The sequence below is a fragment of the Azospirillum sp. genome, assembly GCF_035628975.1.
Taxonomy (GTDB): Bacteria; Pseudomonadota; Alphaproteobacteria; order Azospirillales; family Azospirillaceae; genus Azospirillum.
On the sequence record NZ_DASPIS010000134.1, the window covers coordinates 1 to 23582 of the forward strand.

The window sequence follows — 23582 nt, forward strand, 5'->3', positions numbered from 1 at the left end:
AATCCCGGTTGGCTGGGCTGCCGAGGAAAGAATCACGCAAAGCGGCCCGCGCGAATCCGGAAAATCTAGCCTCGCATCACAGCGGCGTCAGGCGTGGCAAATCCGACTCACCCGACCAGTCGGAGCGCTGAACAGCCCTGAGTCACTTCCCCTCTTCATCGGGACATCGATGGGCAGTGGAGCCCAACCGTTACCTTTCCTGAAGAGCTTCATCAGCCACTAACGGACATTGTGTTGGCGGCGTGCATTGAAGCCGGAGTTTGTCGCGAAGCCTAACCTTATCTATTGATCCTTTGTCCAAATGGTCATTTGACCGTTTAATCTTGAAAGAGGAGGAGGCCAGGGCACCTGAGCGGTCCTGACCTCAATTGAAAAGCCCATTTTATCCGGCAGTGCCATGAGGCGGGACAGACCTGGCCGCCTCTGGACGCCTACCACAGCATTCAGCAGGGCGCGGTTACCGTCCGATACCGCGTGCTTTGCGGAGTTGGGTCTCCGGCTCGCCCTGGGTCAGACGCCGGCCTTCGTCCTGGCGCTGACTCCGCTCCTGCCCCTGCGTCTGAGGCTTGCGCGCCTGCGCCAGCTCGGCCGCCATACGCTGCCGCTCGCCCCGCGCCAGCCCGGCCGACACCTGCTCGAACAGCACCGCTTGCCCCTGCGAGCACGCCAAATCGTTCCAGTCGGTGCACCGGTCATCCGGCCGAAACGCCGGCAGCAACACCGTCCCGCCGACCCTGGCCGCCGCGTCCTCGGCTTTCTCACGTCCAACGTTCGGCTTTCCCTGGCGTTCCTTGACGTGATCGTTGTCGCCGGCAATCACCAGCGGCTTGTCCGGATACCGCTGGCGCAACGCCTCGGCCACCTGCCCAAGGTTGTTGGCGTTGAACGCCACCGCCACCGCCAGCCCGGTTTCCCGGTGCAGCGTCGCCGCAGTGGCGTAGCCCTCCGCCACCAGCACGGATGGCGAGGCCGCCGCGTCCCCGATCAGGAAATGCCCGCCCTGGGCACGGGCTTCCTTCTGGAAGCTCTTGCGCCCCTCGGCGGTGATCGCCTGCACCGACATCACCTTGCCGTCCATGTCCCGGATTGGCACCAGCAGGTTCCCCTCACGGTCCTGGCGCAACCCGTAGGACGGCACATCTTTGGACCGCAGATAGGGATGATCGTCAGTCGCCGGTTCGGCCTGGGCAAGCCGTGCCTCGGCGGCGTCGGCCGCCCGCTCCTGCACCAGCTCGCGCTCCTGCGCGCGGGTCTGCCGGCGCTGGGCCGCCTCTGCCGTCAGCCGGGCGCGGTCCACCGCAGTGGCGGCCTGCACCCGGCCCGGTGCCTTCCAATTCCGCTCCAGCCCCGTCTTGTGGTTCTTGATGTAGCCGGCCGGATGCCCATCGGTGTGGCCGACATAGGCGCCGCTGCGCTCGCCCGGCTTGTCGCCCTCCACCTTTACGCGCCTCATCTGCCCGTCCATCTCCGGCGGTCCGTCCAGGCGCAAGCCCGCCTCCCGCAAGGCGGCGGCGAACTCGGCGCGGGGGTCGCGGCCGGCGTCCACATGCAGATCGGTATGCCCCGGCCGCCATTTCTCCAGCGGCGCCAGATCGACACCGGGCGGCGCATACCAAGTTTTCTGCTCGCGGTCCCACCGTGCGCCCAACCCCTTCGCCTCGTCCTTCTCCGCATAGGGCACCGCCAGATAAACCCGCTCGTCGGCCGTCTGCATCGCCACGGCCTGCGTCTCTGTGATGAGCACCGGCATCTTGACCTGCACCCCTTCGTCCTGACCCTGCGCCGGCACCGGGGTTTGGTCGCGGCCCTGGTCCTGGCTCTGATCCTGGCTGAGCTGCTGCCCCAGCCCGTTGAGGTGCTTCACGATCTTCTCGGCGTCGGCCGCCGCGCGGAAAATCTCACGCGGGTCCTCCTGCAGGGCTTCGATCCACGAGCCGATGTAGGCGACATGCTGGCCGGGGTCGTGGCCGATTTCGAGCTGCTGCCCCAGCACCATCGAGGCGATTTCCGCCCGCAGTTCCTCCCTGGCGTATCCCGCCGAGCCGAACGGGTGCGACAGGTCGCGGTTCAGGCGGGAGCTGTGTCCGGTCCAATGCCCCTTCTCGTGCAATGCCGTCGCATAGAAGCTATCGGCGCTCGGAAACTGCGCCCGCTCCGGCAGCACGATGTGATCCCATACCGGGCTGTAGAAGGCGCGGTTGCCGCCTTCATGGAGGATCTTGGGATCGCCCGCCGACAGCAGCCGCTCCGCCTGCTCGTGCCGCTGCCACTCCGGCAGCGCCGGCTTCGCCTCGGCCGCCGGCAGGCCGTCGATCTGCGCCGCGTTGAACACCACGGCGGAGAGAACGCGGGGTCGCTCGTAGCGCACCATCTGCTTGAGCGGCTGGCCGTCCTCGCCGGTCACCGGCTTGCCGTCCTGCCCCAGCACCGGCTCCAGGCCCTGCCATTTCCAATACTGGACGCGGGTGCCCGTCTCCCCCTTGCGCACCTGGGCGCCCGTGTCCTGGGCTTGGGTGTAGGTCATCCACCGTGGATCGCCGTAGCCCCTAGCCTGCCCCACCGCCATCAGCCACAGGGTGTTGGCGCCGCGATAGTCGTTGCCGGTGGTCGGGTTGTAGGGCAGATGCCGCTCGCCCGGCTTCCACGGCTTGATCCAGGGCGCCGTTCCCTCCTTGAGCTGTTCGATGATGGTGTCGGCGACGGTCTGGACGAACTCACGCGACGCCATGGCTGTGGCCCTCCAGCGCGTCGCCTAAGTCGGCGTTCGACTCCCAAGCCTCGGCCTCGGTCAGCGCGGTTTCCTCGAACGCGCCCAGCGCCTCCGCCTCGTCGGGATCGACCTCGACCACCACCCCTGGCGTGCCGAAGTCCGACAGGCTGGTGGAGAGGATCGCGTCCTGCTGGATGCGGGTCGGCGCCTGTTCGGCGTCATTGGCCGCCGGGGGCAGAGCCCCGGTCGGAAGGCTGTTGTTGGACATTGATCGTCCTCCGGTAAGCCGTGGTTTCAGCATGATAGGGATCGGCCGGCGCCGCCTCGGGCGCTGGCTGGGGGAGGGGTTGGCGGGAAGGAGCCGCGTCACCCGAAGCAGCGCCGGCTGCAAAGGTCACGCCCGCGCCGTAGTAGCGGGCGACATAGCCGTTGCGGAACCCACGCTCGAAACTGCCGGTGTTGTAGGCGCTGAGCGCGGCCTTCAACGCCTCCTGGCCGGGGCCATGGCGCTCGACCGCCCGTCCATAGTTGGTGGTCAGGATCGCCGCCCCGGCTTTCAGATTGGTGCAGGCGTCGAACATCTGCTCGACCGTGTAGCCAAGCTTCGACAGGTTCGCCGAGTTCACTTGCATGAGCCCGAGGTCCACCGTATAGCCGGCAGCCATTGCCGAGTTGGCCAGCGTCACCGCGTCGGCCACGTCGATGGCCGGCCGCGCCAGCGTGGCACCGTTGATGTTGATCGCCAGGGGATTCCCCCCGCTCTCCACCCGGATGATCTCTTGCACCGTTTGCGGCGCCACGTCCGGCGCACAGGCAAGGATGAGGTCGATCATGACGCCCCCTGCACCAGGATGGGACGCGCGGTGCCCTGGATGCTCTCCAGCGGCAGCGCCCCGAAATAGCGGCTGTCGAAGGACGCGGGGTGATGGGAGGACACCACCCACACCGTGCCGGTCTCGACCCGGTAGCGGCCGGGCGCCAGCACCGGCATCAGCCGGCCGGCGCCGTCCGCGGCAAGCGGTCGGCTGTTCACCAGAAGCAGGCCGTTCACCCGCACCCCCTCGGCCGTCAACTCCACCTCGTCACCGGCCTGGGCGACGATGGGCTTGAACAGCGGTTGGTAGCCGCCGGGGCAGGCCCCCGCCGGCACATAGCCGCGCTCGCGCGCCAGCCGGAACGGTTCGCTGTCGGGCGGGCACAGCTCGGCTATGACACCCGGTGTCACGGCGCCGGCCGCATCGACCCGCCACAGCCCGACCGGCAGGGATGGCGTGGCGTTGATCCGCCAACCGGCCATGCCGGCGGCGGTGGTCGCCACCGTGGTCAGGATCGCGGCGCACCACACCCCCACGGCAAAGCGCCGTCCACGATTGGGCCGGCTCACAGCACGAACGCCTTGCCCGGCACCGGGCCGCGCAGACGATCGGTTGGTGGAGCTGGGATCTTGGCCCGGTCGGCAAAGACCGGATCGCGAAAATAGAGACTCTGCGTGCCATAGACCGGGGCATGGCCGGCGGTGAACACCAGCACGTCGCCCGGCTCGCTGATCCGGCCGGCCTCGTCCTTCACCGGGGCTTTCAGCCGCATCACCTCGTCGGGCGTCAGCAGCGGCCGGCTCACCTCGTGATAGGAGCGTGTCACGTTCTGCAGGACGGCGCCGAAGCGCGATCCGCTGGTGGAGATGTCTTCTTTGACGATCGTCGTGGTGCCGGTCATCTTCGACAGCCACTCGGCCGTCTCGACCTTGTTCGGCGCGTAGGCCACCCGGACATGGCAACTGGACAGAATGCTCTCGTCCTTGCCGTAGAGGCTCCACAGCTGCGCCACGTCCTGAACGATCACATAGGCCTTGATGCCGTAGCCGGTAATGAAGGACAGCGCCTCCTGGAAGACCTCCAGCTTGCCGAAGCTGGCGAACTCGTCCAGCAGCAGCAGCAAACGGTGCTTATGAAGCGCCTGCTCCTGGCCGTCGACGAAGGTCATTTCGTCGCGCACCAGCACCCTGACGATCTGGTTGATGACCAGCCGCATCAGCGGTTTCAGCCGGTCCTTGTCGGCGGGGCGGACAACCAGGTAGAGCGACACCGGCCGCTCATGGTCCATCAGGTCGCCGACCATGAAATCACTGCGCCCGGTGTTCTGCTCCACCAGCGGATCGCGGTAGAGACTCAAGAAACGCCGTGCGGTGGAGAGGATCGAGGCGCGTTCCTCGTCCTCGGTGTTCAGCATGTCCCGGGCCGCCGCCGCCACCACCGGATGAGCCACCGCCTCGCCGGTCTCTGCCTTCCACAGATGCCGGTTCTCCAGCATCTCCTCGTACAGCTCGATCACCGGCCGCTCGGGATCGGACAGGGCCTGTGCCACCGCCGGCAGGGTGACGGCCCGTCCGTCCTTGGCTTCCTTGTAGCTGAGATGGATGATGACCCCGGTCAGCAGCGCGTGCGCCGATGCCGCCCAGTGGTCCAATTGCCCGGTGCCCTGGGGGTCAACCATTATGGTGACGACGTTCTGCACGTCGCCCACCTCGTAGAGCGTGCCGAAGCGGATTTCCGCCAGCGGGTTGAAAGCAACGCTGCCCTCGGCGGCCGCCGGGTCGAACTTCATCACCACATGGCCCTGCGCCTTGCGCCAACCCGCCGACATCGCCCACAGCTCGCCCTTCATGTCGTGGGCCACGACGCTGTGCGGCCAGGACAGCAGGGTGGGGACCACCAGCCCGACGCCCTTGCCGCTTCGCGGCGGCGCGATGGCGGCGATGTGCTCCGGCCCGTTGTGCCGCAGGTAATGCAGCCGGCCGGTTGCCGGATCGGTCCAGCCGCCGACATAGACGCCGGCACCCGGCTTGTCCGCCGCCGGCAGCAGCCCGCTGCGCTCCACCTCGCTCCGGCCCGCCCAATGAGCGGTGCCATGTACGCCCTCATGCCGGGTGGCGCTGCGCGTCGCGAAACCAATGCCCAGCACCGTGGTCAGGATGCTGGCGCCGAGCCCGCCGAGAAAGCCGAGATTGGCTGTGTCGAACACCTCCTTGGCGTTCCAGTACCAGTCCATCTGCCAGCGGAACCACGCCCACGGCGGATAGACCACCCCAATCAACGGCTCCCCCAGCGCCGGGTGGTAGCCGAGACTCTGCGCCACATACTGGGTGCAAACGCTCGACAGCCCGACCGCCGTCCCAGCCAGCAGCAGCGGCCCCAACAGCCGCGCCCGTGACCGCTTACGCTTGGGCTGGAGGGTCGGACTTAAGGGACCGGCCGTCGTCATCGCTTGCGCCCTCTCGATGGGGACAGGAGGCGGCCCCGGTTGTCCAGCTCGACCGTCTGCCCGACCCGCCATGTGCTCGCCTTGGCGGCCTGGGCAGGGGTGACCGGTTGGACCAGCGTCTCACCGCCTCGATGCAGCAGCACCACCTCGGCGCCGTCTTGCAACCTACGGCGGCCTTGGTAGACCACCGGGCCGGCGTCACTCGCCGTCCAAAGTCGCGTATAGTCTATAGACGTTACACTCTCCCTCCTATTGTTCCGGCGGGAGATGAAGTCGGTAACGGATGTAGATCCTTCGGCCTGGGTCATAGGCTGAGCCATTCGAGCGCGCTCCCGCTCGAGCTCGGGATCGGCAAAGCGCACCTCCAGCCCCTTCATGGCAGCGAGCTGCGCCACCTGAGTCCGGAACGCCTGGGTCCCCTCGACCACCAGGGCCTGGCCGCGGAAGCGATCGTCGGCCAGCGACAGGGCAAGGAAGGCCGCCCCGGCGGTGACCTCGGTCACCCGCACCTGGGTTGCCTCATCGCTGACCACCCCACCATCCTCGACCCGGTAGACCAGCGCGCCGTCCCTACCGGCCTTCGGGCGCAGCCGTTCATAGACGATGTGCCGGGCCACATCGGCGTCGGCAGCGGTCAGCAGGGTCTCCGCCATGCGGCGCTGCCGGCGGGATCGGCTGCGCAACACCGCCACCGCCATCTCGTTGCCCCGGCTGGCTTCTGCCGTCAGGAATGCCTGCCATGTCGGCAAACCCAGCTCTGCCGCACCCTGGCGCTGTCGGCTTCGCTCCTGCCGCCACGCAGCCGCATCGGCCCGGCGCTGATGCGCCAGCATCGCGTAGGCATGCCGGCGCTCGGCCGCCGTCAGCACCGGGCTGCGCTTGATCTCCGCCCGCCGTGCCGCATACCACGCCGCCAGCTCCTTGGCGTGTTCCGCCTGGGCCTGCCGCAGTGCTGCCCGTTGGGCGGCCCGTGCCTTGAGCAGCGCCTCCCGCTGTGCCTGGTACTCTCGGTACAGCCCCTCGCTATTACTGTGCCGGTGCAGAGGCACTCTCTGGTAGCCGTGCCCTGGCTGTGCGGGAGTGTCATCCTGGGCACCGTCACTGGCCGCCACGCTCGGCCGGCGCTGGCTCTGCGCCTGGGATGGCTCATAAGCTCCCAGTCTCTTCGTCAGCGATTTGGCGGACAGACTGCGGTCGACACTGCTCGCCTTCACACCGAGCCCCGTCGCCTCCTGTACGATGGCCAGCCCGGCGCCCTTGGGCCGGATCGCCAGCCCATGGCGCTCCAGCACCGCGTGCAGCTCGCCCCAGTTCGCCGCCCTACCCGCCCGCTCCACCAGCTCGGCGCCTGCCGTCTCCTTCAGCCACCGCAGGAACGATATCTCGCCGTCGTGCGCCTCCAGATCGGCCGGTCGGCCGGGCAGCGTCGGGCCATCCATCGGGTGGAGCTGAAGCCCGTGCTTCTGCTCCAGCGCCCGGCTCAGCCGGAACAGCTCCTTGTAATCGTAAAATGGCTCAATGCAGTGCAGGGTACGGGGATGCACCCGATTGATCGCGACGTGGAGGTGGAAGTGCTTGGTGTTGGTGTGGGCGGCACTGATCCGCTGATGCTCGGCATAGCCGATGCCGGCGCACAGCGTGTCCTCGATGTCCTCCAACTGGGCCTTGGTTGGCGCCTCCCCCTCGGGGAAGCTCACGACCAGGTGATAGGTCTTGTCGCCCTTCGCCCGCTTGTTGCGCTCCTGTGTCACCAGGATCTCGCGGATCGCCCACCCTGGTTCGTCACTGGTGCAGTTGGTGATGCGTGACCACGCCAGCTTTTCCCCGCCGCCTTTGGCGTCCAGAATGTAGTCTACCGTCCGCGTCCATAACTGCGCCGCCGCCTCGGTCTTAGCGACCAGAATATAACGACCCAATCTTGCGAAATCGGAGGTCGCCGCCGTCCGCTTAACCCGCTTGGCGATCATAATCGCGTCACCGCATGGCGAAGCTCGTCCTGGGTGTCCTTGATGTGTCCCAGCAGCTCGCGCACGTCGGCAACCGCTGCCCCCCGCCCCGGCGTGTCGGTCAGCCACAACTTTAGGAGGCCGCCGAGACGTCCCAGGTCGGCGTTCACATTTATCAGCCGCTCCACTGCATCGAGGTCCACCACGCTGCGCGGCTGATACCCCAGCCCGACACTGCGCAGGTAGGCCGACACCGACAGGCCAGTCACCTTCGCCTGGGTCTCGATCTGTGCTCGTTCCCGAGGCGATACCACCACCCGCAACGGGCGGTTCCGCTCCCTCGTCTCTTCACACTTCGGTCTTGGCATGGTGGTTTCCTCCCTGGCGTTCAAAGTGGCGGCAGCCGCCGTATGCCTCGCAGAGCAAGAGCAGCGTCGAGCCCACTGGGCGAGTAAGCGCGGGTGGTGGGGGACGACACGGCTTCGCCGTGTTGGCCAACAACACACATCTTGCCAGCCAAAACTCTGCGAAACTCCGCAATAGTCTGCAAGACTCTGCAAAGGCCTATCCCACCTGAGTCACAATCGCAAAAATTTGCAGAGCCTCTAAAACCTTCGCAATGGTTCGCAGAGTTTCCCAGTCTATACCGTCGGAGAGTTTGCGAAACTCTGCGAAACTTTGCGAGACTCGGGGTCCGGTAGCTGCTGAGAGAGCCGATGATGGACAAGCCGGACAGTGCCGGCCCTGCGCGCCACTGGGGCGCCGGCCGAATCGCCTTCCTGACCATCCTTGAAACCGTTCGCAAGGACGTGACCCAGGGTTACCCGCTGACGGTGATCCATCAGCGTTACGCCGCCAGTCTGGGCGTCAGCTACTCAAGCTTCGCCCGCTATGTGCAACGCTACATCACTGAAGTGGACACTGCAGAAAGCCGGCGACGAAAGAACGACAGGGACGTGACCGCTCCTCCCAATAAAGCCGACTTACCCGCGTCCCCTACGCCGCGACCGCCCTCTGCCAAGCCTTCCGATCCCAACGCCGCTCCCATGATCCGTCAGTTTAAATACAACCCTCGCGCGAAAAACCCGAGGATCTGATTTAAGGAGCCACCAATGACGACGAAGGTCAAACAGGCCACTGATGAGGCCGCAGCATTACCCGAATTGCCTTCCCAAATTCACATGACACTCCAGGGAAAAGGGGGTGTCGGAAAATCCATGATCTCTTCCTTCCTGGCACAACACCTCATCACCCAGAACCGGCCCGTCACCTGCATCGACACCGATCCCGTCAACGACACCCTGTCGGGCTATACCGCGCTCAACGCCCGCCGCCTCGACCTCTTGCAGGGCAATCAGATCAACACCCGTAACTTCGACACCATGATCGAGTTGCTGGTGTCAGAGGACGCCAGCGTCGTGGTCGACAATGGTGCCGCCTCCTTTTTGCCCCTCACCAGCTATATGCTCGAGAACGGCGTTGCCGACCTCCTGGCCGCTTCAAGAAGACAGCTCGTCGTCCATACCGTCGTCACCGGCGGTCAGGCCATCATGGACACTCTTACCGGCTTTGATCAGCTCGCCAGCCAGCTTCCCGAAAGCGCCCACATGGTGGTGTGGCTCAACGAGTATTTCGGCGACATCGTCGCCGGCGGAAAGAGCTTCGAAGAAATGAAGACATACCAGATCAACAAGCATCGGGTAAAAGGGCTGGTGCAGATCAAACGCTATACCAGCGAAACCTTTGGTAAGGACATGGAGATGATGCTGGATCGCAAACTCACATTTGATGAGGCGGTTAGCAGCCCGGACTTCGGTCTTATGGCAAAGCAACGTCTGACGATGATGAAACGTGATATCTTCAATCAGATCGCTCTTGTCGTCTGACCGCCATGGACGTCCAACGCCTGATCGGGGAGGTTGCCAAGCGGCACAACGTGCTGCTCGGCCCCTCTGACCCGATCCTCGTCACGCTCACCCTCAATGAGCTGGTACTCGCCCACTATGTCGAGCGACTGACTGCCACGCTGGAACAGGCAGAGGACCGGACGGCTGCGGGGTCGGCCCAGCAGATCGCCGCGGCCCGCGAGCTGGCCGGCAAGCTGGTCACCGAGACTGGAGGCTACGTGGCCGGGCAGGTTGAGGAAGCCGGAAAGGCCGTTCAGGCGCAGCTTCTCGCCTCTCTCGACCGGCAGGTGCAGGCAGCACGGGAAGCTGCCGAGCAGGCGGTCCTGGCCCGCCGGACGGCTCTCTACGCCGCCCTGGTCGCTGTGGGGGCCGTGTGTTGTCTCTTCGGCCTGCTGGTGGGAGCCATCGCCTTGTAGCGCTGTCTGTCTCCGATTGTTTCACCCGACGCTCACCGATCGGTCCAACGCCAGGGCATAATGAATTATGGTTCTAGCAGCTCGTGCAATGGCTTTCCAACGACCCGCGCCAGCAAAGACATGTAGCTCAGACTTGGCGAGTGCAGTGATCTTTCGAGAAAGCTGAGGTAGGTCTGGCTTATGCCTGTCAACCTCATGATATCGTACTGAGAAAGACCTGCTTCCAGGCGGGCCTTCTTGAAATTTCTAGCGAATGTTAGGAGCTCTGGCGGCGCAGTCTCTTCAGTGACGCGCTGCTTATGAGTTTTGCGTGGCGCGCGGGATTTTTTGCCTTCTTCCGTCACAGCTTGACGACCGTCACTTCGTTGGTGAGGGCTTGAGAAGCTCGTGCAGAGGTCTGCCCACCACACGTGCCAGCAAAGCCATATGGGTCAAGCTCGGGTCAACAACCGCACGCTCCACTTCCGAAACATAAGCCTGGGAAATGCCGATCCTTTTGGTAATGTCGGTTTGTGTCAGTCCTGCAGCGAGGCGGGCCTGTTTAAAATTATGAGCAAAGATCAACAGCTCCACCGGTTTGTCTTTGTGGGACATCCGACGTTTGGGAGGAGTTGGCTCTGGCTTTTCTTCTGGTCCGGTCAAGTCTTTTGCCCGCGCCTACTATTCTGTCACGGTGAGCATCACAATAAGCTGGCTGAGCAGGTAGTTTTGTACCACAACCGGCTTGAGAAGCTCGTTCATTCAAACTTTCGATGAACGTTGTAGGACGCATAACTGCACAAAATCCCAGTATTGCGACCTGTTTGTTAGGAACGCCACGTCCCACTCCCTGTCCTATTAGCTGCACTGCCGTGTTCTCGCTTCCACAGTACTGGGGCAATTTTAGAATTCAAGCCGCTTGCGCTTAAAACCATATGCTCAAACGGCATACCCGAATATGCGCTCATTTTGTGAAACAAGGCGTGTGCGGACTCCTCTGTGGTGGTCCTGTCCTTTTGACGGTACAACCTTACCACGACCATTGATGGGCCTTCCTATGCCCTTTTAGCCGTTCTTAGCTGATTATGTCGGGGCTATAGTGGCTGCCGCAGGAGAGAACGAAGCAGCGACACCATGAGGTGCCAATGAGCGTGACCACTGCCGCCTCGTTCCAACAGGAACACGACCGGCGCGTGCAGGAGAAGCTACGCCGCGAGCTTGGCCCTCTGGTGTGCGGTTTTCTGGCCGAACCGGATGTCGTGGAAATCGCGTTGAACCCGGACGGCCGGCTGTGGGTCGAGCGCCTGGGGCAGGAGATGATGCCGGTCGGCACCATGTCGGCCAGTCAGGCGGAGTCCCTGATGACCACGGTGGCGGCGGCTCTGCGCACCACCATCACCCGCGAGAGCCCGATCCTTGAGTGCGAGTTGCCCTTCGACGGCTCCCGATTCGAGGCCCTAATTCCACCTGTCGCTGCCGCTCCCACCTTCGCCATCCGCCGCAAGGCGTCGCGCGTCTTCACGCTGGAGGAGTATGTCGAACGCGGCATCATGACTGAGCGCCAGAGGGCGGTGCTGGTGGAGGCTGTGGCCGCCCGCCGCAACATCCTGGTGGTCGGCGGCACCGGCACCGGCAAAACGACATTGACGAACGCCCTCATCAAGGAAATCGAGCGCGCCACCCCGCATCACCGGCTGATCATCATTGAGGATACGGTGGAGCTTCAATGCAGCGCGCCCAACGCGGTGCCGCTGCGCGCCACCGAGCATGTCAGCATGCTGCGCCTTCTCAAGGCCACCATGCGCCTACGACCCGACCGCATTCTGGTGGGCGAAACCCGAGGCCCCGAGGCCCTGGCGCTGCTGAAGGCCTGGAACACCGGCCACCCCGGCGGTGTCGCCACCGTCCACTCCAACACCAGCGACAGCGCCGGCACCGCCGGCCTGGTCCGCCTGGAAAGCCTGATTGCCGAAGCCACCCCGACGCCGATGCACACGTTGATCGCCGAGGCGGTCAACCTGGTGGTCAACATCGAAAAGACCCCCTCCATCCCCGGCCGGCGCATCGCCGCCGTTCTCGCCGTCGATGGGTTTGACGGCAGCAATTACGTCCTGTCACAACTCGGATAAAGCCCCCATGCGCACTCCTCTCTTACGCGGCGTCGCAGCCGCCACCCTGACGGCTGCCCTCACGGTGCTGGCCGCCGCTCCCAAGCCGGCGCTCGCTGCCGGCGGTGGCGGCGGCGGGCTTCCCTGGGAAGCGCCGCTCCAGACCTTCGTCAACTCGCTGACCGGGCCGGTCGCCTTCGCCATTTCGCTGCTCGGCATCGTCGTCTGCGGCGCCATGCTGATTTGGGGCGGTGAAATCAACGAGTTCGCCCGCCGCTTCGTCATGCTGGTGCTGGTGGTCGCCCTGCTGGTCTTCGCCACCAACATCCTGACCCAGCTTTTCGGTGTCGGCGCGGTGATCGCCGCGGCCGGCGCCGGAGTGGTGCTGGCGTGAGCGGCGGGGTCAGCGGCCTACGGCGGACGGAGTTCCGCCGGGCGCTGCACCGCGCCAACCTGCTGATGGGCGGCGAGCGCGAGTTGGTGATGTTCACCGCGCTCGTTGCCGGCGGCCTGATCCTGACGGCGCAGAACTGGATCGCCACGGCGGTCGGTCTCAGCGTCTGGTTCGGCCTGATCGGCTTCCTGCGGACGATGGCCAAAGCCGATCCCCGCCTCAGCCATGTCTACACCCGCCATCTCCAATACCAAGCCTACTACCCGGCCCGGTCGCGGCCCTCCCGCGACCGATAAGGAGGCGGCATGCTGGCTCTCAAGACCTATCGCGACAAGGCCAGGGGCGTGCCCGATCTGCTCGACTGGGCTGCTCTGGTCGATGACGGGATCGTTCTCGGCAAGAGCGGCGCCCTGCTCGCCGGCTTCTACTACCGGGGGCCGGACACTGCCTCCTCGACCGCCGATGAGCGCAACTATGTGACGGAGCGGGTCAACGCCGCCCTCGCCCGGCTGGGAAGCGGCTGGGCGAGCTGGTTCGAGGCCGCCCGCCTGCCCTCGGCCGGCTATCCGTCTGCCGAGGCGTCGGCGTTCCCCGATCCGGTCAGCCGCCTGATCGAGGCGGAGCGCCGCCGCCAGTTCACCACCCACGGCGCGCACTACGAGTCCGACTATGCCCTGGTGGTGCAATACACCCCGCCCCTGCGGCGCAACACCAAGATCCAGGATTACCTGTGGGATGAGGATCCGACCGCGGCGCCACAGTCGCCGGCCGACCAGACGCTCGCCGCTTTCCGGAAGGCACTGGACGATCTGGAAGACGCGCTCGGCACCGTGCTGACGGTGCGCCGCATGACCAGCTACAGCCATGTCTGCGCCCAGGACCGCGAGCACCTGCGCGACGAGCTGGTCGACTATCTGCACTTCTGCCTGACCGGCGACGACAGCCCGCTCAACATTCCGCCGGACGGGATGTATCTCGACGCGGTGATTGGCGGGCGCGAGCTGTGGACCGGCGACACCCCGCGCGTCGGCGAGCGCTACATCGCCTGCGTCTCGCTGGAAGGCTTCCCCGGTGCCTCACACCCCAACATCCTCGACGTTCTGGAACATCTGCCGGTGGCATACCGCTGGTCCTCGCGCTTCATCCATCTCGACCAGCACGAGGCGGTGACCCACCTTCACCGCTACCGCCGCAAATGGAAGCAGAAGGTGCGGGGCTTCTGGTCCCAGGTCTTCCGCACCCAAGGCGGCGTCGTCAATGAGGACGCCCTGCTGATGGCCGGCGAGGCCGAAGCGGCGATCACCGACGCCAGCTCGGCACTGGTGACCTTCGGCTACTACACCCCGGTCATCGTGCTGATGAGCGAGGACCGTGCCCGGCTACTCGACAGCGCCCGGCTGGTGTCGCGCGAGGTGCAGCGCCTCGGCTTCGCCTGCCGGCTGGAGACGATCAACGCTGTGGAGGCGTGGCTGGGCACCCTGCCCGGCCATCCCCACCCCAACGTCCGCCGGCCGCTGATCCATACGCTGAACCTCGCCGATCTGCTGCCGCTCGCCAGCGTGTGGGCCGGGCTGGATGCCGCCCCCTGCCCCTTCTATCCGGAGGCGTCACCGCCCCTTTTGTATGGGGCTGCCCCTGGATCGACCCCTTTTCGGCTCAATCTGCACGTTGGTGACGTTGGGCATACTCTGGTATTCGGCCCGACCGGCGCCGGCAAATCCACCCTGCTGGGCACGGTGGCGGCCCAGTTCCGCCGCTACCCCGGCGCCACCGTGGTGGCTTTCGACAAGGGCCGCTCCATGCTCGCCCTGGCGCTCGCCTGCGGCGGCGCCCACCACGACATCGCCGGCGAGGCCAGCCGGCTCTCCTTCGCTCCGCTCGCCGCGCTCGACACTGCCGGGGATCTCGCTTGGGCGGAAGACTGGATCGAGTCCTGCTACCAGCTGCAGACCGGCATGCCGCCGACCCCGGCCCAGCGGGAGGAAATCCACCGCGCCATGCGGCTGCTGAGCCAGGAAAAGGGGCCGGAGGAACGCTCCCTGACTGACTTCCTGCTGACGGTGCAGGACGAAAAGCTGCGCTCGGCCCTGACGCCCTACACGATCAGCGGTCCCCTCGGCCATCTGCTCGACAGCACCCGCGACGGGCTGGGGGACGATGCCTTCACCGTTTTTGAGATCGAGGAACTGATGGGGATGGGCGAAAAGAGCCTCATCCCGGTCCTGCTCTACCTGTTCCGCCGTTTCGAGAAATCCTTGCACGGCCAGCCGGCGCTTCTGCTGCTCGACGAGGCCTGGGTCATGCTCGGGCATCCGGTGTTCCGCGAGAAGATCCGCGAATGGCTCAAGGTGCTGCGCAAGGCCAACTGCGCCGTCGTGCTCGCCACGCAAAGCCTGTCGGACGCGGTGCGCTCGGGCCTGCTCGACGTGCTGCTGGAGTCTTGTCCCACCAAGCTGCTGCTGCCCAACGAAGAGGCCGACAAGGGCGGCACGCCGCAGGTTCCCGGGCCGCGCGACCTCTACACCGCCATCGGGCTGAACGAGGTGCAGATCGGCATCCTCAAGACCGCGGCCAAGAAGCGCGATTACTACTACCTGTCGCCGGAAGGCCGCCGGCTGTTCTCGCTCGCCCTCGGGCCGGTGGCCCTCGCCTTCGTCGGCGTCTCCGACAAGGAAAGCGTCGTGCAGGTGCGCGAGCTGGCCGTCAGCCATGGCGCCGACTGGCCCTTCCATTGGCTCCAGAAGAAAGGGGTGCGCTATGACCACCTGCTGTAAAGCGGCCGGCGCGCTGCTGGTCGGCCTCGCCCTGCTGCCGGCGCCGGCTCGGGCGGATGACTGGGGCTGTCAGGTCCTGCTCTGTATGAGCAACCCCGGCGGGCCGACGCAGTTTGCGGAATGCGTTCCGCCGATTGAGCGGCTGTGGCGGCATCTGCGCCGTGGCGGTAGCTTCCCGACCTGCGACATGGCCGGCTCGCCGGAAAGCGGCGGCTCCTACGTCCAACAGGTGGTCGACCCCTACGACCTCTGCCCGGCCGGTCTCCAGCCGGCGCCGGCCAGCCAATGGGTCGGCAGCCGCTCGCAGCTTGCACTCTTACCGCTTGGGGGCCTGCCGGCCGATGGGGACACAGCGCGGCCGGCCCAGTCGGAAGCGTCAATCACCGGCGACCACGGCGGGCGCCCGGGGCCGCGCGCCTGTGTCGGCTCGCTGATGGGCACCACCGTCCAGGGCGGCTCCGATGATGAGCGGATCACCGTCTATGTCTACGACGCCGTGCAATGGCTGCAACCGAAGTCGCCGCAAGCCTTCGACGTTTACATCGACTCCCGGCTTTTCCACCGCGTCCGCATGCAATAGGTGCCCCGATGCGCAAGCCCCTCTCCGCCATCCTGCTGTCCGCCCTGGTGTTCCACACCCTGCCGGCGCACGCCCAAGGCATCCCGGTGATCGACGTGTCGGCCATCGCGCAGATGATCACCCAGGTTGCCAACCAGATGGAGCAGATCAGCAATCAGATTCAGATGATCGAGAACCAGGCCCGCACGCTCCAGATGCTGGGCGGCGGCAGCTTCGGTGAGTTGAACGGCAACCTCAGCCAGCAGGTGGGCCAGCTCAACGCGGTGATGAGCCGGGTCCAGGGGATCGGTTACCAGCTCGGCGGCATCGAACAGGAATTCAACCAGCTCTTCCCGCCGGGAACGAACTGGCAGTCGGTGCCGACCGAGGACGTGGCGCCCTATTACCAGCGCTGGTCCAGCCAACTGCAGGACGCCTCGCGCACGGCGATGGACAGTCAGGGCGTGGTGCGCAACGTCCAGCGCAACGTCTCGGCTGCGCAAGGCATCCTGGCCGATGCGCAAGCCTCGGACGGCGAGGTGCGCCAGCTCCAGGCGACCAACGAAATGCTGGCGCTGCTGGCGACCCAGCTCGGCGACATGACCATGACCATGGCGACCACTGGCCGGGTCACCGCCAGTGCAGCGGCGGCGGCGCAAACACGCTCTGACGCTCAAACCGAACTTCTGCGCCGCTTCACCGCTCCCGCCACTGTACCAACCGGGGACGGTAAAGCCTTCTAAAGGGAAAATGGAATGCTCCAAGTAAAGACGTCTGTCGCCATTCTCATTCTCGTGAGTTCAATCGCCGGATCTGCGGTCATCACACACATCGTAACTCGCTACAGTGTGAGCGTTTCCTGCGCCACCGCTGAGCCGGCTCCACTGGGGCGGTTACCGATTGGTCCAGGCCCAACGGTAAACACCAGGGATGGCAAGGCATTCTAAAAGGGAGGGTATGATGCGGATAAGAGCAGTTTTTCAATATCTTGTTATCGTATCCTTCTGTGCAGTCATCCTGACTGCGGGCGATGCTCTCGCACAGGTGACCAACAACTCTCTTGATGAAATCACAACGCTGTATCAGGAGAGGTCGGCTGCTTGGCAGGCAACCTTGCGGAATGCTGCTCTCAATCTCTTCTGGCTGTTGGCAGCGATTGATTTCACCTGGGCCGCTATCCGTCTTGTGCTGCGAGGCGCCGACTTTGGCGAGTGGGTGACAGAGGTCGTCAACCAAGTCCTTTTCATCGGCTTCTTCCTGACCCTGTTGCTCAACTCGGCCGACTATGCCCAAGCTATCGTCGATAGCTTCCGGCAAGCCGCCAATCAGGCGAGTGCGGCCAGTGGCGGTATGCAGCAGATTACGCCTTCGAACATCTTTGATGTGGGCCTGAGATTAGCCACTCGTATTGTTGACCAAGTTTCGCTTTTCTCTCCTGGGGATAGCGCTGGATATGTCCTGGCTGCCCTGATCGTTCTCATCTGCTTTGCGCTAGTCGCTGCCTTCCTGATCTTGGCCCTGGTGGAAAGCTACATCGTCATATCTGCCGGTGTTTTGCTAATGGGTTTCGGTGGCTCCCGCTGGACCAAGGATTATGCCGTCAAGATCATGGTCTACGCCGTGGCGGTCGGCGCCAAACTCTTTGTCCTGCAATTGCTCGTCGGACTTGGGCAAGCGTTGATTCAGAGCTGGGAAGCCCGGCTCGTCAACACCACCTCCGACATCTTTGTCATCGTCGGTTCCGGCGTCGTCATGCTGGCGATCACCAAGGTGGTGCCGGACATGGTCCAAAGCCTCGTGAACGGCACTGCCCCCAGTGGTGGCGGCGCCCTGGTCGGGGCTACCGCAGCGGTCGGCGGCGCCGTGGCTGGTGTCGCAGCAGGTGCAGCCGGTGCCGGGATAGCGGTCGGTGGCGCCTCCAAGCTTGCCAGTGCCCAGCTCGCCAGCTCCGGCCTGTCCTCGTCCCCTCCGCCCGCTTTCGCTGCCCGCATGGCCGCCCGCGCCGCCGGCAATCTCGGTCAAGCGGCGGTGCAGGACGTCGGCCGCCGCCTGTCCGGCCGCCATCATGGCACCATGGGCGGGCGCATGGGTGAGAGCATGATCCACAAGGCTCGCGAGCTCCGGGCCTCGACCGAAAAACCGCAGGCGCCGCAAGCTCCTCAGCAGGGGCAGCCGCCGGGCCAACCCGACAACGTGATCCGCCCCGAATAGGCGTTCGGTTTTGAACGCCAGGGGGAGGGAGTCCTTCGATCTATAGGCAATCGACTATGAAGACCCACGCCCTGCGCAAACCGAAAACTCCAGCAAAACCGCCAGCCGAAACCCCCTACCTCTCGGCCCGGCGGGAATGGAACGAGCGGTATGGCTCCTACATCGCCCGCGCCAATGCATGGCGCCTCGCGGCACTGTCCAGCCTCGCCATCGCCGCCCTGGCGGTCGGGGGCGTGGTGTGGATCGGCAGCCAGAACCGTCTCGTCCCCTATGTCGTGGAAACCAACAAACTCGGCGATGCGGTGGGGGTGCGGCGTGCCGATCAGATCTATGTGCCCAACGAGCGGGTCATCCGCGCCCAGCTCGCCCGCTGGGTCAGCAACATCCGCTCCGTCTATGTCGATGCCGCGGCGGAGCGGGCGCTGGTCGACGAGGCCTTCGCCATGCTCAACAAGCGCGGCGCCGCTTACCCGCAAATCCTCGAACACTTCCGCGCCAACGATCCCTTCAAGCGCGCGGAGAACGAAACCGTGACCGTCGAGGTGCAATCGGTGCTGCCGATCAGCCAGGACACATGGCGGATCGAATGGCGGGAAAGCGTGATGAACCGGGACGGCTCGGTCAAGCAGCCGCCGGTGTCCTGGCAGGCCACGGTGACGATCAGCATCGCGCCGCCGACCACCGAACAGGCGATCCTCATGAACCCGATGGGGGTCTACGTGAACAGCTACTCCTGGTCCCAGCGGCTTATCTGACAGGTGCCCCCATGCTCAAGGTAAACCTCACCCTAGCCGCCCTGGCCTTGACCGTCGCGGGACCGGCGCTTGCCCAGCAGGTTCCAGCCATTCAGACGGCGCAGACGGAAGCGCCCGGCGCCACACCGCCGGCCGGCGATCCCCCGGCCGTGCTGACCCGCCGAACCGGCAACCCGCCGCCGGTCAATCTGATGTCGGGCAAGGAGGCCGAGCTGAACGCCAAGGAAAAGCGCGGGGTCGCTCTCTCCGGCGAATGGCGCGGCGGCAAGGACCGCCCAGCGCGCGGGCAGGCCGGCCGCGTCACCTTCACCTACGGCTCCACCCTCCCCTCCGTCGTCTGCGCGCCTTTGCGGGTCTGCAACCTCGAACTCCAGCCCGGCGAGGTGGTGCAGCAGATCGACCTCGGCGACATCGCCCGCTGGAAAGCCACGCCCACCGCCTACGGAACCGGTGCCAATCAGACCAGCGTCATCGTCATCAAGGCGAGCGACAGCGGGCTGACCACCACCATGACCATCGCCACCGACCGGCGGATTTACGTGGTCCAGCTCGTCAGCCGGACCAAGGACTGGATGCCGCTGGTGTCCTTCGTCTATCCGGAGGACGTTCAGCAGGAATGGGACGCCTACCGGGCGGCGGTGAACCGGCGCCAGCAGGCCACCACCCTCTCCGATGGTCTGAACGCCGCCAATCTCGACTTCAACTTCGCCATCCGCGGCGACAGCCCGTCCTGGCGGCCGGTGCGGGTCTACACCGACGGGCGCAAGACCTACATCCAGTTTCCCAGCGAAATGCGCTACGCCGAGTCCCCTGCCCTGGTGGCGATCGGCTCGGACGACAAGGAACAGCTCGTCAACTACCGAGCCAGCGGTGACCGCTATGTGGTCGACAAGGTGCTGCGCCATGCGGCGCTGATTTCCGGCGTCGGCGGCGACCAAACCAAGGTCGAGATCCTGCGCGAAAGGAACTGAGCCATGCGGCCCCCCCTGCATGCCGCGCTGATCGGCGCGATGCTGCTGCTCGGCGGCTGTGCCGGTGTCGGCCCACGGTCCTCCTACGTCGAGGCGGTGACGCCGGCCGATGCCCCGGTGCTGGTGGCCGACATCGCCGGCTTCGTGGCGGAGCGCCTGCCGGCGGCCGCCACCACCCTGGCGCTCGATGCGCCGGCCGGCGCGATGTCCAGCGACAGCCTGACGCCGGTCCTGCGCGGCGAGCTGCGGCGGATCGGCTTCGGGGTGGCGGACGCCGGCCAAAAAGCACCAGGCGCCCACCCGCTGCGCTATCTGGTGACGCCGCTCGATGCCGGGCTGCTCGTCCGTCTCCAGGTCGACCGCACCACGGCCTCGCGCCTGTGGCTGCGCAACAGTGCCGGCACCCTCCAAGCCGGCTCCCCCTTCACCGTGCGGGAGGACGCCGCAGAATGACCGACCAGACGCAGCAACCGGCCGATGGCCCCGACCGCTCGCCCGACTTCCTGGCCGGCCCGACTCTGCGGCAGACCGGCGGCCGGCGCCTGACCCGCGTGCCGATCTACATCCTGATTGGCATTTCTGCCTTGGTTGCCATTGCCATCGCCTACACGATGAACGAACGGGCCAAGCGCCGGGCGGCCGGCGCCGGCAGCACCGAGGTGGTGGCGGCGCCAGAGCCGGTGGACGCCAAGCCCCTGTTCGGCGCGGCACAGAATGCCGGGATCATCGAGGCACGGCGGGCAGCTCCGCCCCCGGCAACCCGGACGGCACCTCCTGCGATCACCCCCGCCACCCTGCCAGGGGCACCACCGGACCCGATCGGGCGAGGCCCTGCCGCCAATGGCGGCCGGACACTGGAGGATGACGCCCGGATGCGGGCATGGCAGCAGTATGACGCCGAAGTGCGGCGGGTCGAGGAGCAACGCCGGGCAGCCCTCAAGGCGGCTCTGGAAGCGCCGACCACCGTCCCCGGCAACCGCACCCAACCCGGCCAGATGCAGCAGCCGGCTGCGGCCGGTCCTGGCGCCGTCGGCACCGGCTCGCAAGCGCTCGCCCAGCTCGCCAACGGCTTCGGCAGCTCAGGCACGAGCGGCGGCCTGGGCGCGGCCGATGGGACTGGTGGCGGTACCGGCGGCTATGGCAGTGGCCAAGGGCGTGGGGGACGGGGCGCCGGGCCGGATGCCAAACGCAACTTTCTCAATCAGCAGCCGGGGCGCGGCTCGCACTATCTCGCCGGCACCCGCGAGGCGGCCCTGTCGCCCTATGAGGTGAAGGCTGGCGCCATCATCCCTGGTGTCATGGAAAGCGGCATCAACTCGGACCTGCCCGGCATCATCAAGGCGCGGGTGCGCGAGAACGTCTACGACACCGCCACCGGGCAATACCTGCTGATCCCCAAGGACGCCATGCTGATCGGCAGCTACGACAACGGGGTGGAGATGGGCCAAGAACGGGTGCTGATCGCCTGGAACCGGATCATCTATCCCGACGCCTCGTCGCTGGATCTCGGCAGTATGCCCGGCGCCGATCAGGGCGGCTATGCCGGCGTCTCCGATCAGGTGAACAACCACTATTTCCGAACCTTCGGCAACGCCCTGTTGCTGTCGATCTTCTCGGCCGGCGTCCAGCTCTCCCAGCCGCAGCAGCGCGGCGACACGCGCGGCGGCTATGATGCGCAGCAGATCATCGCCGGCAGTCTCGGCCAGCAGATGGGCCAGCTCGGCACCGAGTATGCCCGCAAGGGCCTGAACGTCGCTCCGACCCTGGAAATCCGTCCCGGCTACCGCTTCAACATCATGGTGACCAAGGACATGATCATCCCGCCCTGGCAGGGCTGAATTCACCAAGGCCGTGGTTGGTTGGAAGGTGGGTTGCCAGGGAACGGAGAAGCCAGGAAAGATGGCATATTACCATTCGCCATAAATCCAAAATGTCTCGGCGCCGCAGAAGAACGGGAAGCGTTCAGAAAGATGGGCCGAAAATTATGAGTGATGAAAGAAAAAAATCAACGAGTGAATACAATGTAAGCCCCTACCTTCTGAAACATTTGTGTACATACGAAGAAGCTTTAGCTGAACGAACGCTTTCGGAAACGCGAAAAACCATTGAGCGCTGGCGTTCTTCCCTCGGGCTTCACCCTTTAAACCCTAAACAGTCTGACTGAAGCAGAGCCTAGTAAGAACACGATGAGACACCTTCCGCACGTCGATAGGAGGGCCGGGATCGTTCCAGCCCTCTTGCGTTTCGACTGCCCTTTTCCACTCCGGGTTCTTACCGGTCGCCACGCTTGTGAGCCTTCTGCCTGAGATGCTGCGGGATCGCCTGCTCGGCCCACGCCGATAGATCGGCGGACAGCTTTTTCACTTCGCCCTGATCCCGTTTCAGCAGCAGCCGGCGCCGGCTGTCGGAGTTGTCGAACACCCACGCCCGGTGGGCGATGGATAAGGCTTCCGGCAGGGCCTCCATGCTGCGGCCATAGCGGCGGAGGATCGCGTCCTTTGGAACGTTGTGGCCACCTCTGCGCACACGGGCATGCACGCGCGCCGCCGACAACGCAACATCATCCAGCCCGACAAAAATCAGGTTGACCTTGTAACCGGCCTCGGCCGCCCTGGCGCATCAGCGCCAGCTCGCTCTTTCCGGTCAGCGTGGTTTCCATCGCGAAGGTTTCGCGACGGGCAAGCCTGCCCTCGCGTTCCTCCACCGCCAGCCGGCCGGCGCGCAAGTGGGCGGCCGGGCTGTTCACGTCGCTGGGATCGAGCTGGCGGGCGATGTCGTCCGCGTTGACGAATGGGACGCGCCCGATGATGTGGCGATGGGCGATGGTCGACTTACCGGCGCCGTTCGGCCCGGCAAGCACCCATAACTGTGGTTGGCTCATGCGACCAGCCGGCCGACCAGCCTTTCCTCCCCGGTCGAGAAATCGACCAGTTCCTTTCGGCCGTCCGGATATTCCTTGATGACGCAGCCCGGCCGCGTATCGGGCTTGCGGTAGTAGATCGGCTCGCCGTCAGTGAGGTGAGCACGAGCAGCAGCACCGGCGTCTTGCTCAAGGTCGGCATCCAGACGCAGCAAGAAGAGGCTCTCCTGATCGGGCGTCATCTTCTCCAGGTTCTCCAGCGTCAGATCCATCGCCTCAACGTCCTTCAAGTCCCAAATTCTGATCCGGATATAGGATGCAATGAAGTCTACAGCGAAGAAAAATCGTTGCGATACCAAATCGGCCTGTTGCAGCGAGGTGAGCGGGGCAAGAGATTACCCCAGCCCCGTTGGTGATCAAGTGACGCGGACGGAATTCGGGCGTCCGAGGTCGAGCATGCGGTTGAGGACCGCGACGCCGATGGCGACCTCGGTGGTCTGCGCCTGATCGGTATGGAAGCGCAGCGCCCCGCCGAGGACGCCCTTCCAGCGCGCCATTTGGCTCTCCACACCGGCGCGCTTGTTATAGCTGCTGGCCCGCTGCCACGCCATCCGACCCGCCTGCGCAATCATCTGGATGTGACGGTCGCGTTGGCTGGGAGCGGTCGCGGCCGTGTCGCTGAGCACGGCATCGCTGCGCGGTGGCGCCACCACCGCGGCCTTGGGATGGCG

At 65.4% G+C, this 23582-nt stretch carries 27 protein-coding genes and 1 pseudogene; 15 read left to right on the forward strand and 13 right to left on the reverse strand.

The features are described from left to right. The coding region (locus tag VD964_RS27780) for a hypothetical protein (RefSeq protein WP_324871670.1) at positions 1-223 on the forward strand (223 nt) is incomplete at its 5' end. A 234-nt stretch (positions 224-457) separates the two neighbouring features. On the opposite strand, the gene VD964_RS27785 is transcribed toward VD964_RS27780, so the two are convergent. From VD964_RS27785 to VD964_RS27815, 7 genes are read right to left on the reverse strand one after another with little or no spacing between them, the layout of a single operon-like run. Then, positions 458-2728 carry a zincin-like metallopeptidase domain-containing protein gene (locus VD964_RS27785; RefSeq protein WP_324871671.1) on the reverse strand — a complete coding sequence of 757 codons (2271 nt, stop codon included), beginning with the start codon at positions 2726-2728 and terminating at the stop codon, positions 458-460. After that, positions 2715-2978, reverse strand: a complete 264-nt coding sequence (locus VD964_RS27790) for a conjugal transfer protein TraD (protein WP_324871672.1) — start codon at positions 2976-2978, stop codon at positions 2715-2717. Before VD964_RS27790 ends, VD964_RS27785 begins: the two co-directional genes overlap by 14 nt. Next, the gene (locus VD964_RS27795; RefSeq protein ID WP_324871673.1) at positions 2929-3543 is read right to left on the reverse strand and encodes a lytic transglycosylase domain-containing protein; all 615 of its coding nucleotides are present in this window, start codon (positions 3541-3543) and stop codon (positions 2929-2931) included. Before VD964_RS27795 ends, VD964_RS27790 begins: the two co-directional genes overlap by 50 nt. Further along, entirely contained in the window at positions 3540-4094 is a 555-nt protein-coding gene (gene traF / locus VD964_RS27800; protein ID WP_324871674.1) for a conjugative transfer signal peptidase TraF, read from the reverse strand. The genes VD964_RS27795 and traF overlap by 4 nt, the downstream gene beginning before the upstream one ends. After that, positions 4091-5971, reverse strand: a complete 1881-nt coding sequence (locus VD964_RS27805) for a type IV secretory system conjugative DNA transfer family protein (RefSeq protein WP_324871675.1) — start codon at positions 5969-5971, stop codon at positions 4091-4093. The genes traF and VD964_RS27805 overlap by 4 nt, the downstream gene beginning before the upstream one ends. Then, positions 5968-7938: a TraI/MobA(P) family conjugative relaxase gene (gene traI / locus VD964_RS27810; RefSeq protein ID WP_324871676.1), complete on the reverse strand. Its 1971-nt coding sequence runs from the start codon at positions 7936-7938 to the stop codon at positions 5968-5970. The genes VD964_RS27805 and traI overlap by 4 nt, the downstream gene beginning before the upstream one ends. Beyond that, entirely contained in the window at positions 7935-8285 is a 351-nt protein-coding gene (locus VD964_RS27815) for a plasmid mobilization protein (protein ID WP_324871677.1), read from the reverse strand. Before VD964_RS27815 ends, traI begins: the two co-directional genes overlap by 4 nt. A gap of 348 nt (positions 8286-8633) precedes the next feature. On the opposite strand from VD964_RS27815, the gene VD964_RS27820 reads away from it, so the two are divergent. Genes VD964_RS27820 through VD964_RS27830 form a run of 3 tightly spaced genes read left to right on the forward strand, consistent with a single transcriptional unit; the run spans position 8634 to position 10240 of the window. Beyond that, positions 8634-9014 (forward strand): hypothetical protein, encoded by a 381-nt coding sequence (locus VD964_RS27820; protein WP_324871678.1) that lies wholly within the window; start codon positions 8634-8636, stop codon positions 9012-9014. A 15-nt stretch (positions 9015-9029) separates the two neighbouring features. Next, entirely contained in the window at positions 9030-9803 is a 774-nt protein-coding gene (locus VD964_RS27825; protein WP_324871679.1) for a conjugal transfer protein TraL, read from the forward strand. A gap of 5 nt (positions 9804-9808) precedes the next feature. After that, complete coding sequence (locus tag VD964_RS27830) at positions 9809-10240, forward strand: hypothetical protein (protein ID WP_324871680.1); 432 nt, start codon at positions 9809-9811, stop codon at positions 10238-10240. Positions 10241-10305: 65 nt separating this feature from the next. Here VD964_RS27830 and VD964_RS29955 read toward each other — a convergent pair whose 3' ends face one another. Together VD964_RS29955 and VD964_RS27835 are read right to left on the reverse strand one after the other, a co-directional pair. Beyond that, the gene (locus VD964_RS29955; RefSeq protein WP_414637290.1) at positions 10306-10650 is read right to left on the reverse strand and encodes a helix-turn-helix transcriptional regulator; all 345 of its coding nucleotides are present in this window, start codon (positions 10648-10650) and stop codon (positions 10306-10308) included. After that, on the reverse strand, positions 10598-10813 hold the full coding sequence (locus VD964_RS27835; protein WP_158282422.1) for a helix-turn-helix domain-containing protein: 216 nt from the start codon (positions 10811-10813) through the stop codon (positions 10598-10600). Before VD964_RS27835 ends, VD964_RS29955 begins: the two co-directional genes overlap by 53 nt. A gap of 551 nt (positions 10814-11364) precedes the next feature. Between VD964_RS27835 and trbB the strand changes: the two genes are divergently transcribed. The 11 genes from trbB to VD964_RS27890 all read left to right on the forward strand — a co-directional run bounded on the left by trbB (position 11365) and on the right by VD964_RS27890 (position 21829). Further along, the gene (gene trbB / locus VD964_RS27840) at positions 11365-12348 is read left to right on the forward strand and encodes a P-type conjugative transfer ATPase TrbB (protein WP_324871681.1); all 984 of its coding nucleotides are present in this window, start codon (positions 11365-11367) and stop codon (positions 12346-12348) included. 7 nt (positions 12349-12355) lie between these two features. Continuing rightward, positions 12356-12721, forward strand: coding sequence for a TrbC/VirB2 family protein (locus tag VD964_RS27845; RefSeq protein WP_324871682.1), 366 nt, complete (start codon positions 12356-12358; stop codon positions 12719-12721). Then, entirely contained in the window at positions 12718-13017 is a 300-nt protein-coding gene (locus tag VD964_RS27850; RefSeq protein ID WP_324871683.1) for a conjugal transfer protein TrbD, read from the forward strand. Before VD964_RS27845 ends, VD964_RS27850 begins: the two co-directional genes overlap by 4 nt. A gap of 9 nt (positions 13018-13026) precedes the next feature. Beyond that, positions 13027-15495, forward strand: coding sequence for a transporter (locus tag VD964_RS27855; RefSeq protein ID WP_324871684.1), 2469 nt, complete (start codon positions 13027-13029; stop codon positions 15493-15495). Next, the gene (locus VD964_RS27860) at positions 15479-16075 is read left to right on the forward strand and encodes a hypothetical protein (protein ID WP_324871685.1); all 597 of its coding nucleotides are present in this window, start codon (positions 15479-15481) and stop codon (positions 16073-16075) included. The genes VD964_RS27855 and VD964_RS27860 overlap by 17 nt, the downstream gene beginning before the upstream one ends. 8 nt (positions 16076-16083) lie before the next feature. Beyond that, positions 16084-16797: a type IV secretion system protein gene (locus tag VD964_RS27865; RefSeq protein ID WP_324871686.1), complete on the forward strand. Its 714-nt coding sequence runs from the start codon at positions 16084-16086 to the stop codon at positions 16795-16797. A 301-nt stretch (positions 16798-17098) separates the two neighbouring features. Then, the gene (gene trbL, locus VD964_RS27870; RefSeq protein WP_324871687.1) at positions 17099-18265 is read left to right on the forward strand and encodes a P-type conjugative transfer protein TrbL; all 1167 of its coding nucleotides are present in this window, start codon (positions 17099-17101) and stop codon (positions 18263-18265) included. A gap of 56 nt (positions 18266-18321) precedes the next feature. Continuing rightward, positions 18322-19020, forward strand: a complete 699-nt coding sequence (trbF, locus tag VD964_RS27875) for a conjugal transfer protein TrbF (RefSeq protein ID WP_324871688.1) — start codon at positions 18322-18324, stop codon at positions 19018-19020. 11 nt (positions 19021-19031) lie between these two features. Beyond that, positions 19032-19991, forward strand: coding sequence for a P-type conjugative transfer protein TrbG (gene trbG, locus VD964_RS27880; protein ID WP_324871689.1), 960 nt, complete (start codon positions 19032-19034; stop codon positions 19989-19991). A gap of 3 nt (positions 19992-19994) precedes the next feature. After that, a complete protein-coding gene (locus tag VD964_RS27885; protein ID WP_324871690.1) occupies positions 19995-20444 on the forward strand; it encodes a conjugal transfer protein TrbH in 450 nt (149 codons plus the stop codon). Then, positions 20441-21829 carry a TrbI/VirB10 family protein gene (locus tag VD964_RS27890; protein ID WP_324871691.1) on the forward strand — a complete coding sequence of 463 codons (1389 nt, stop codon included), beginning with the start codon at positions 20441-20443 and terminating at the stop codon, positions 21827-21829. Before VD964_RS27885 ends, VD964_RS27890 begins: the two co-directional genes overlap by 4 nt. Positions 21830-22262: 433 nt before the next feature. Here VD964_RS27890 and VD964_RS27895 read toward each other — a convergent pair whose 3' ends face one another. From VD964_RS27895 to VD964_RS27910, 4 genes and pseudogenes are all read right to left on the reverse strand, one after another. Then, positions 22263-22544, reverse strand: a complete 282-nt coding sequence (locus VD964_RS27895) for a hypothetical protein (RefSeq protein ID WP_324871692.1) — start codon at positions 22542-22544, stop codon at positions 22263-22265. A 7-nt stretch (positions 22545-22551) separates the two neighbouring features. After that, on the reverse strand, positions 22552-22872 hold the full coding sequence (locus VD964_RS27900) for an AAA family ATPase (RefSeq protein ID WP_324871693.1): 321 nt from the start codon (positions 22870-22872) through the stop codon (positions 22552-22554). After that, positions 22869-23123: a hypothetical protein gene (locus tag VD964_RS27905; protein ID WP_324871694.1), complete on the reverse strand. Its 255-nt coding sequence runs from the start codon at positions 23121-23123 to the stop codon at positions 22869-22871. Before VD964_RS27905 ends, VD964_RS27900 begins: the two co-directional genes overlap by 4 nt. Positions 23124-23267: 144 nt before the next feature. Then, positions 23268-23582: pseudogene (locus tag VD964_RS27910) on the reverse strand (IS5/IS1182 family transposase); the annotation flags it as partial.

Bases quoted from the DNA above. Each gene is read 5' to 3' on its own strand.
- VD964_RS27865 (WP_324871686.1), top strand. From the start codon at position 16,084: ATGCGCAAGCCCCTCTCCGCCATCCTGCTGTCCGCCCTGGTGTTCCAC.
- VD964_RS27790 (WP_324871672.1), bottom strand. From the start codon at position 2,978: ATGTCCAACAACAGCCTTCCGACCGGGGCTCTGCCCCCGGCGGCCAAT.
- VD964_RS27795 (WP_324871673.1), bottom strand. From the start codon at position 3,543: ATGATCGACCTCATCCTTGCCTGTGCGCCGGACGTGGCGCCGCAAACG.
- trbB (WP_324871681.1), top strand. From the start codon at position 11,365: ATGAGCGTGACCACTGCCGCCTCGTTCCAACAGGAACACGACCGGCGC.
- VD964_RS27785 (WP_324871671.1), bottom strand. From the start codon at position 2,728: ATGGCGTCGCGTGAGTTCGTCCAGACCGTCGCCGACACCATCATCGAA.
- VD964_RS27815 (WP_324871677.1), bottom strand. From the start codon at position 8,285: ATGCCAAGACCGAAGTGTGAAGAGACGAGGGAGCGGAACCGCCCGTTG.
- trbF (WP_324871688.1), top strand. From the start codon at position 18,322: ATGAAGACCCACGCCCTGCGCAAACCGAAAACTCCAGCAAAACCGCCA.
- VD964_RS27860 (WP_324871685.1), top strand. From the start codon at position 15,479: ATGACCACCTGCTGTAAAGCGGCCGGCGCGCTGCTGGTCGGCCTCGCC.
- VD964_RS27825 (WP_324871679.1), top strand. From the start codon at position 9,030: ATGACGACGAAGGTCAAACAGGCCACTGATGAGGCCGCAGCATTACCC.
- VD964_RS27805 (WP_324871675.1), bottom strand. From the start codon at position 5,971: ATGACGACGGCCGGTCCCTTAAGTCCGACCCTCCAGCCCAAGCGTAAG.
- traI (WP_324871676.1), bottom strand. From the start codon at position 7,938: ATGATCGCCAAGCGGGTTAAGCGGACGGCGGCGACCTCCGATTTCGCA.
- VD964_RS27900 (WP_324871693.1), bottom strand. From the start codon at position 22,872: ATGAGCCAACCACAGTTATGGGTGCTTGCCGGGCCGAACGGCGCCGGT.
- VD964_RS27855 (WP_324871684.1), top strand. From the start codon at position 13,027: ATGCTGGCTCTCAAGACCTATCGCGACAAGGCCAGGGGCGTGCCCGAT.
- VD964_RS27820 (WP_324871678.1), top strand. From the start codon at position 8,634: ATGATGGACAAGCCGGACAGTGCCGGCCCTGCGCGCCACTGGGGCGCC.
- VD964_RS27905 (WP_324871694.1), bottom strand. From the start codon at position 23,123: ATGGATCTGACGCTGGAGAACCTGGAGAAGATGACGCCCGATCAGGAG.
- VD964_RS27845 (WP_324871682.1), top strand. From the start codon at position 12,356: ATGCGCACTCCTCTCTTACGCGGCGTCGCAGCCGCCACCCTGACGGCT.
- VD964_RS27885 (WP_324871690.1), top strand. From the start codon at position 19,995: ATGCGGCCCCCCCTGCATGCCGCGCTGATCGGCGCGATGCTGCTGCTC.
- VD964_RS27830 (WP_324871680.1), top strand. From the start codon at position 9,809: ATGGACGTCCAACGCCTGATCGGGGAGGTTGCCAAGCGGCACAACGTG.
- trbG (WP_324871689.1), top strand. From the start codon at position 19,032: ATGCTCAAGGTAAACCTCACCCTAGCCGCCCTGGCCTTGACCGTCGCG.
- VD964_RS27890 (WP_324871691.1), top strand. From the start codon at position 20,441: ATGACCGACCAGACGCAGCAACCGGCCGATGGCCCCGACCGCTCGCCC.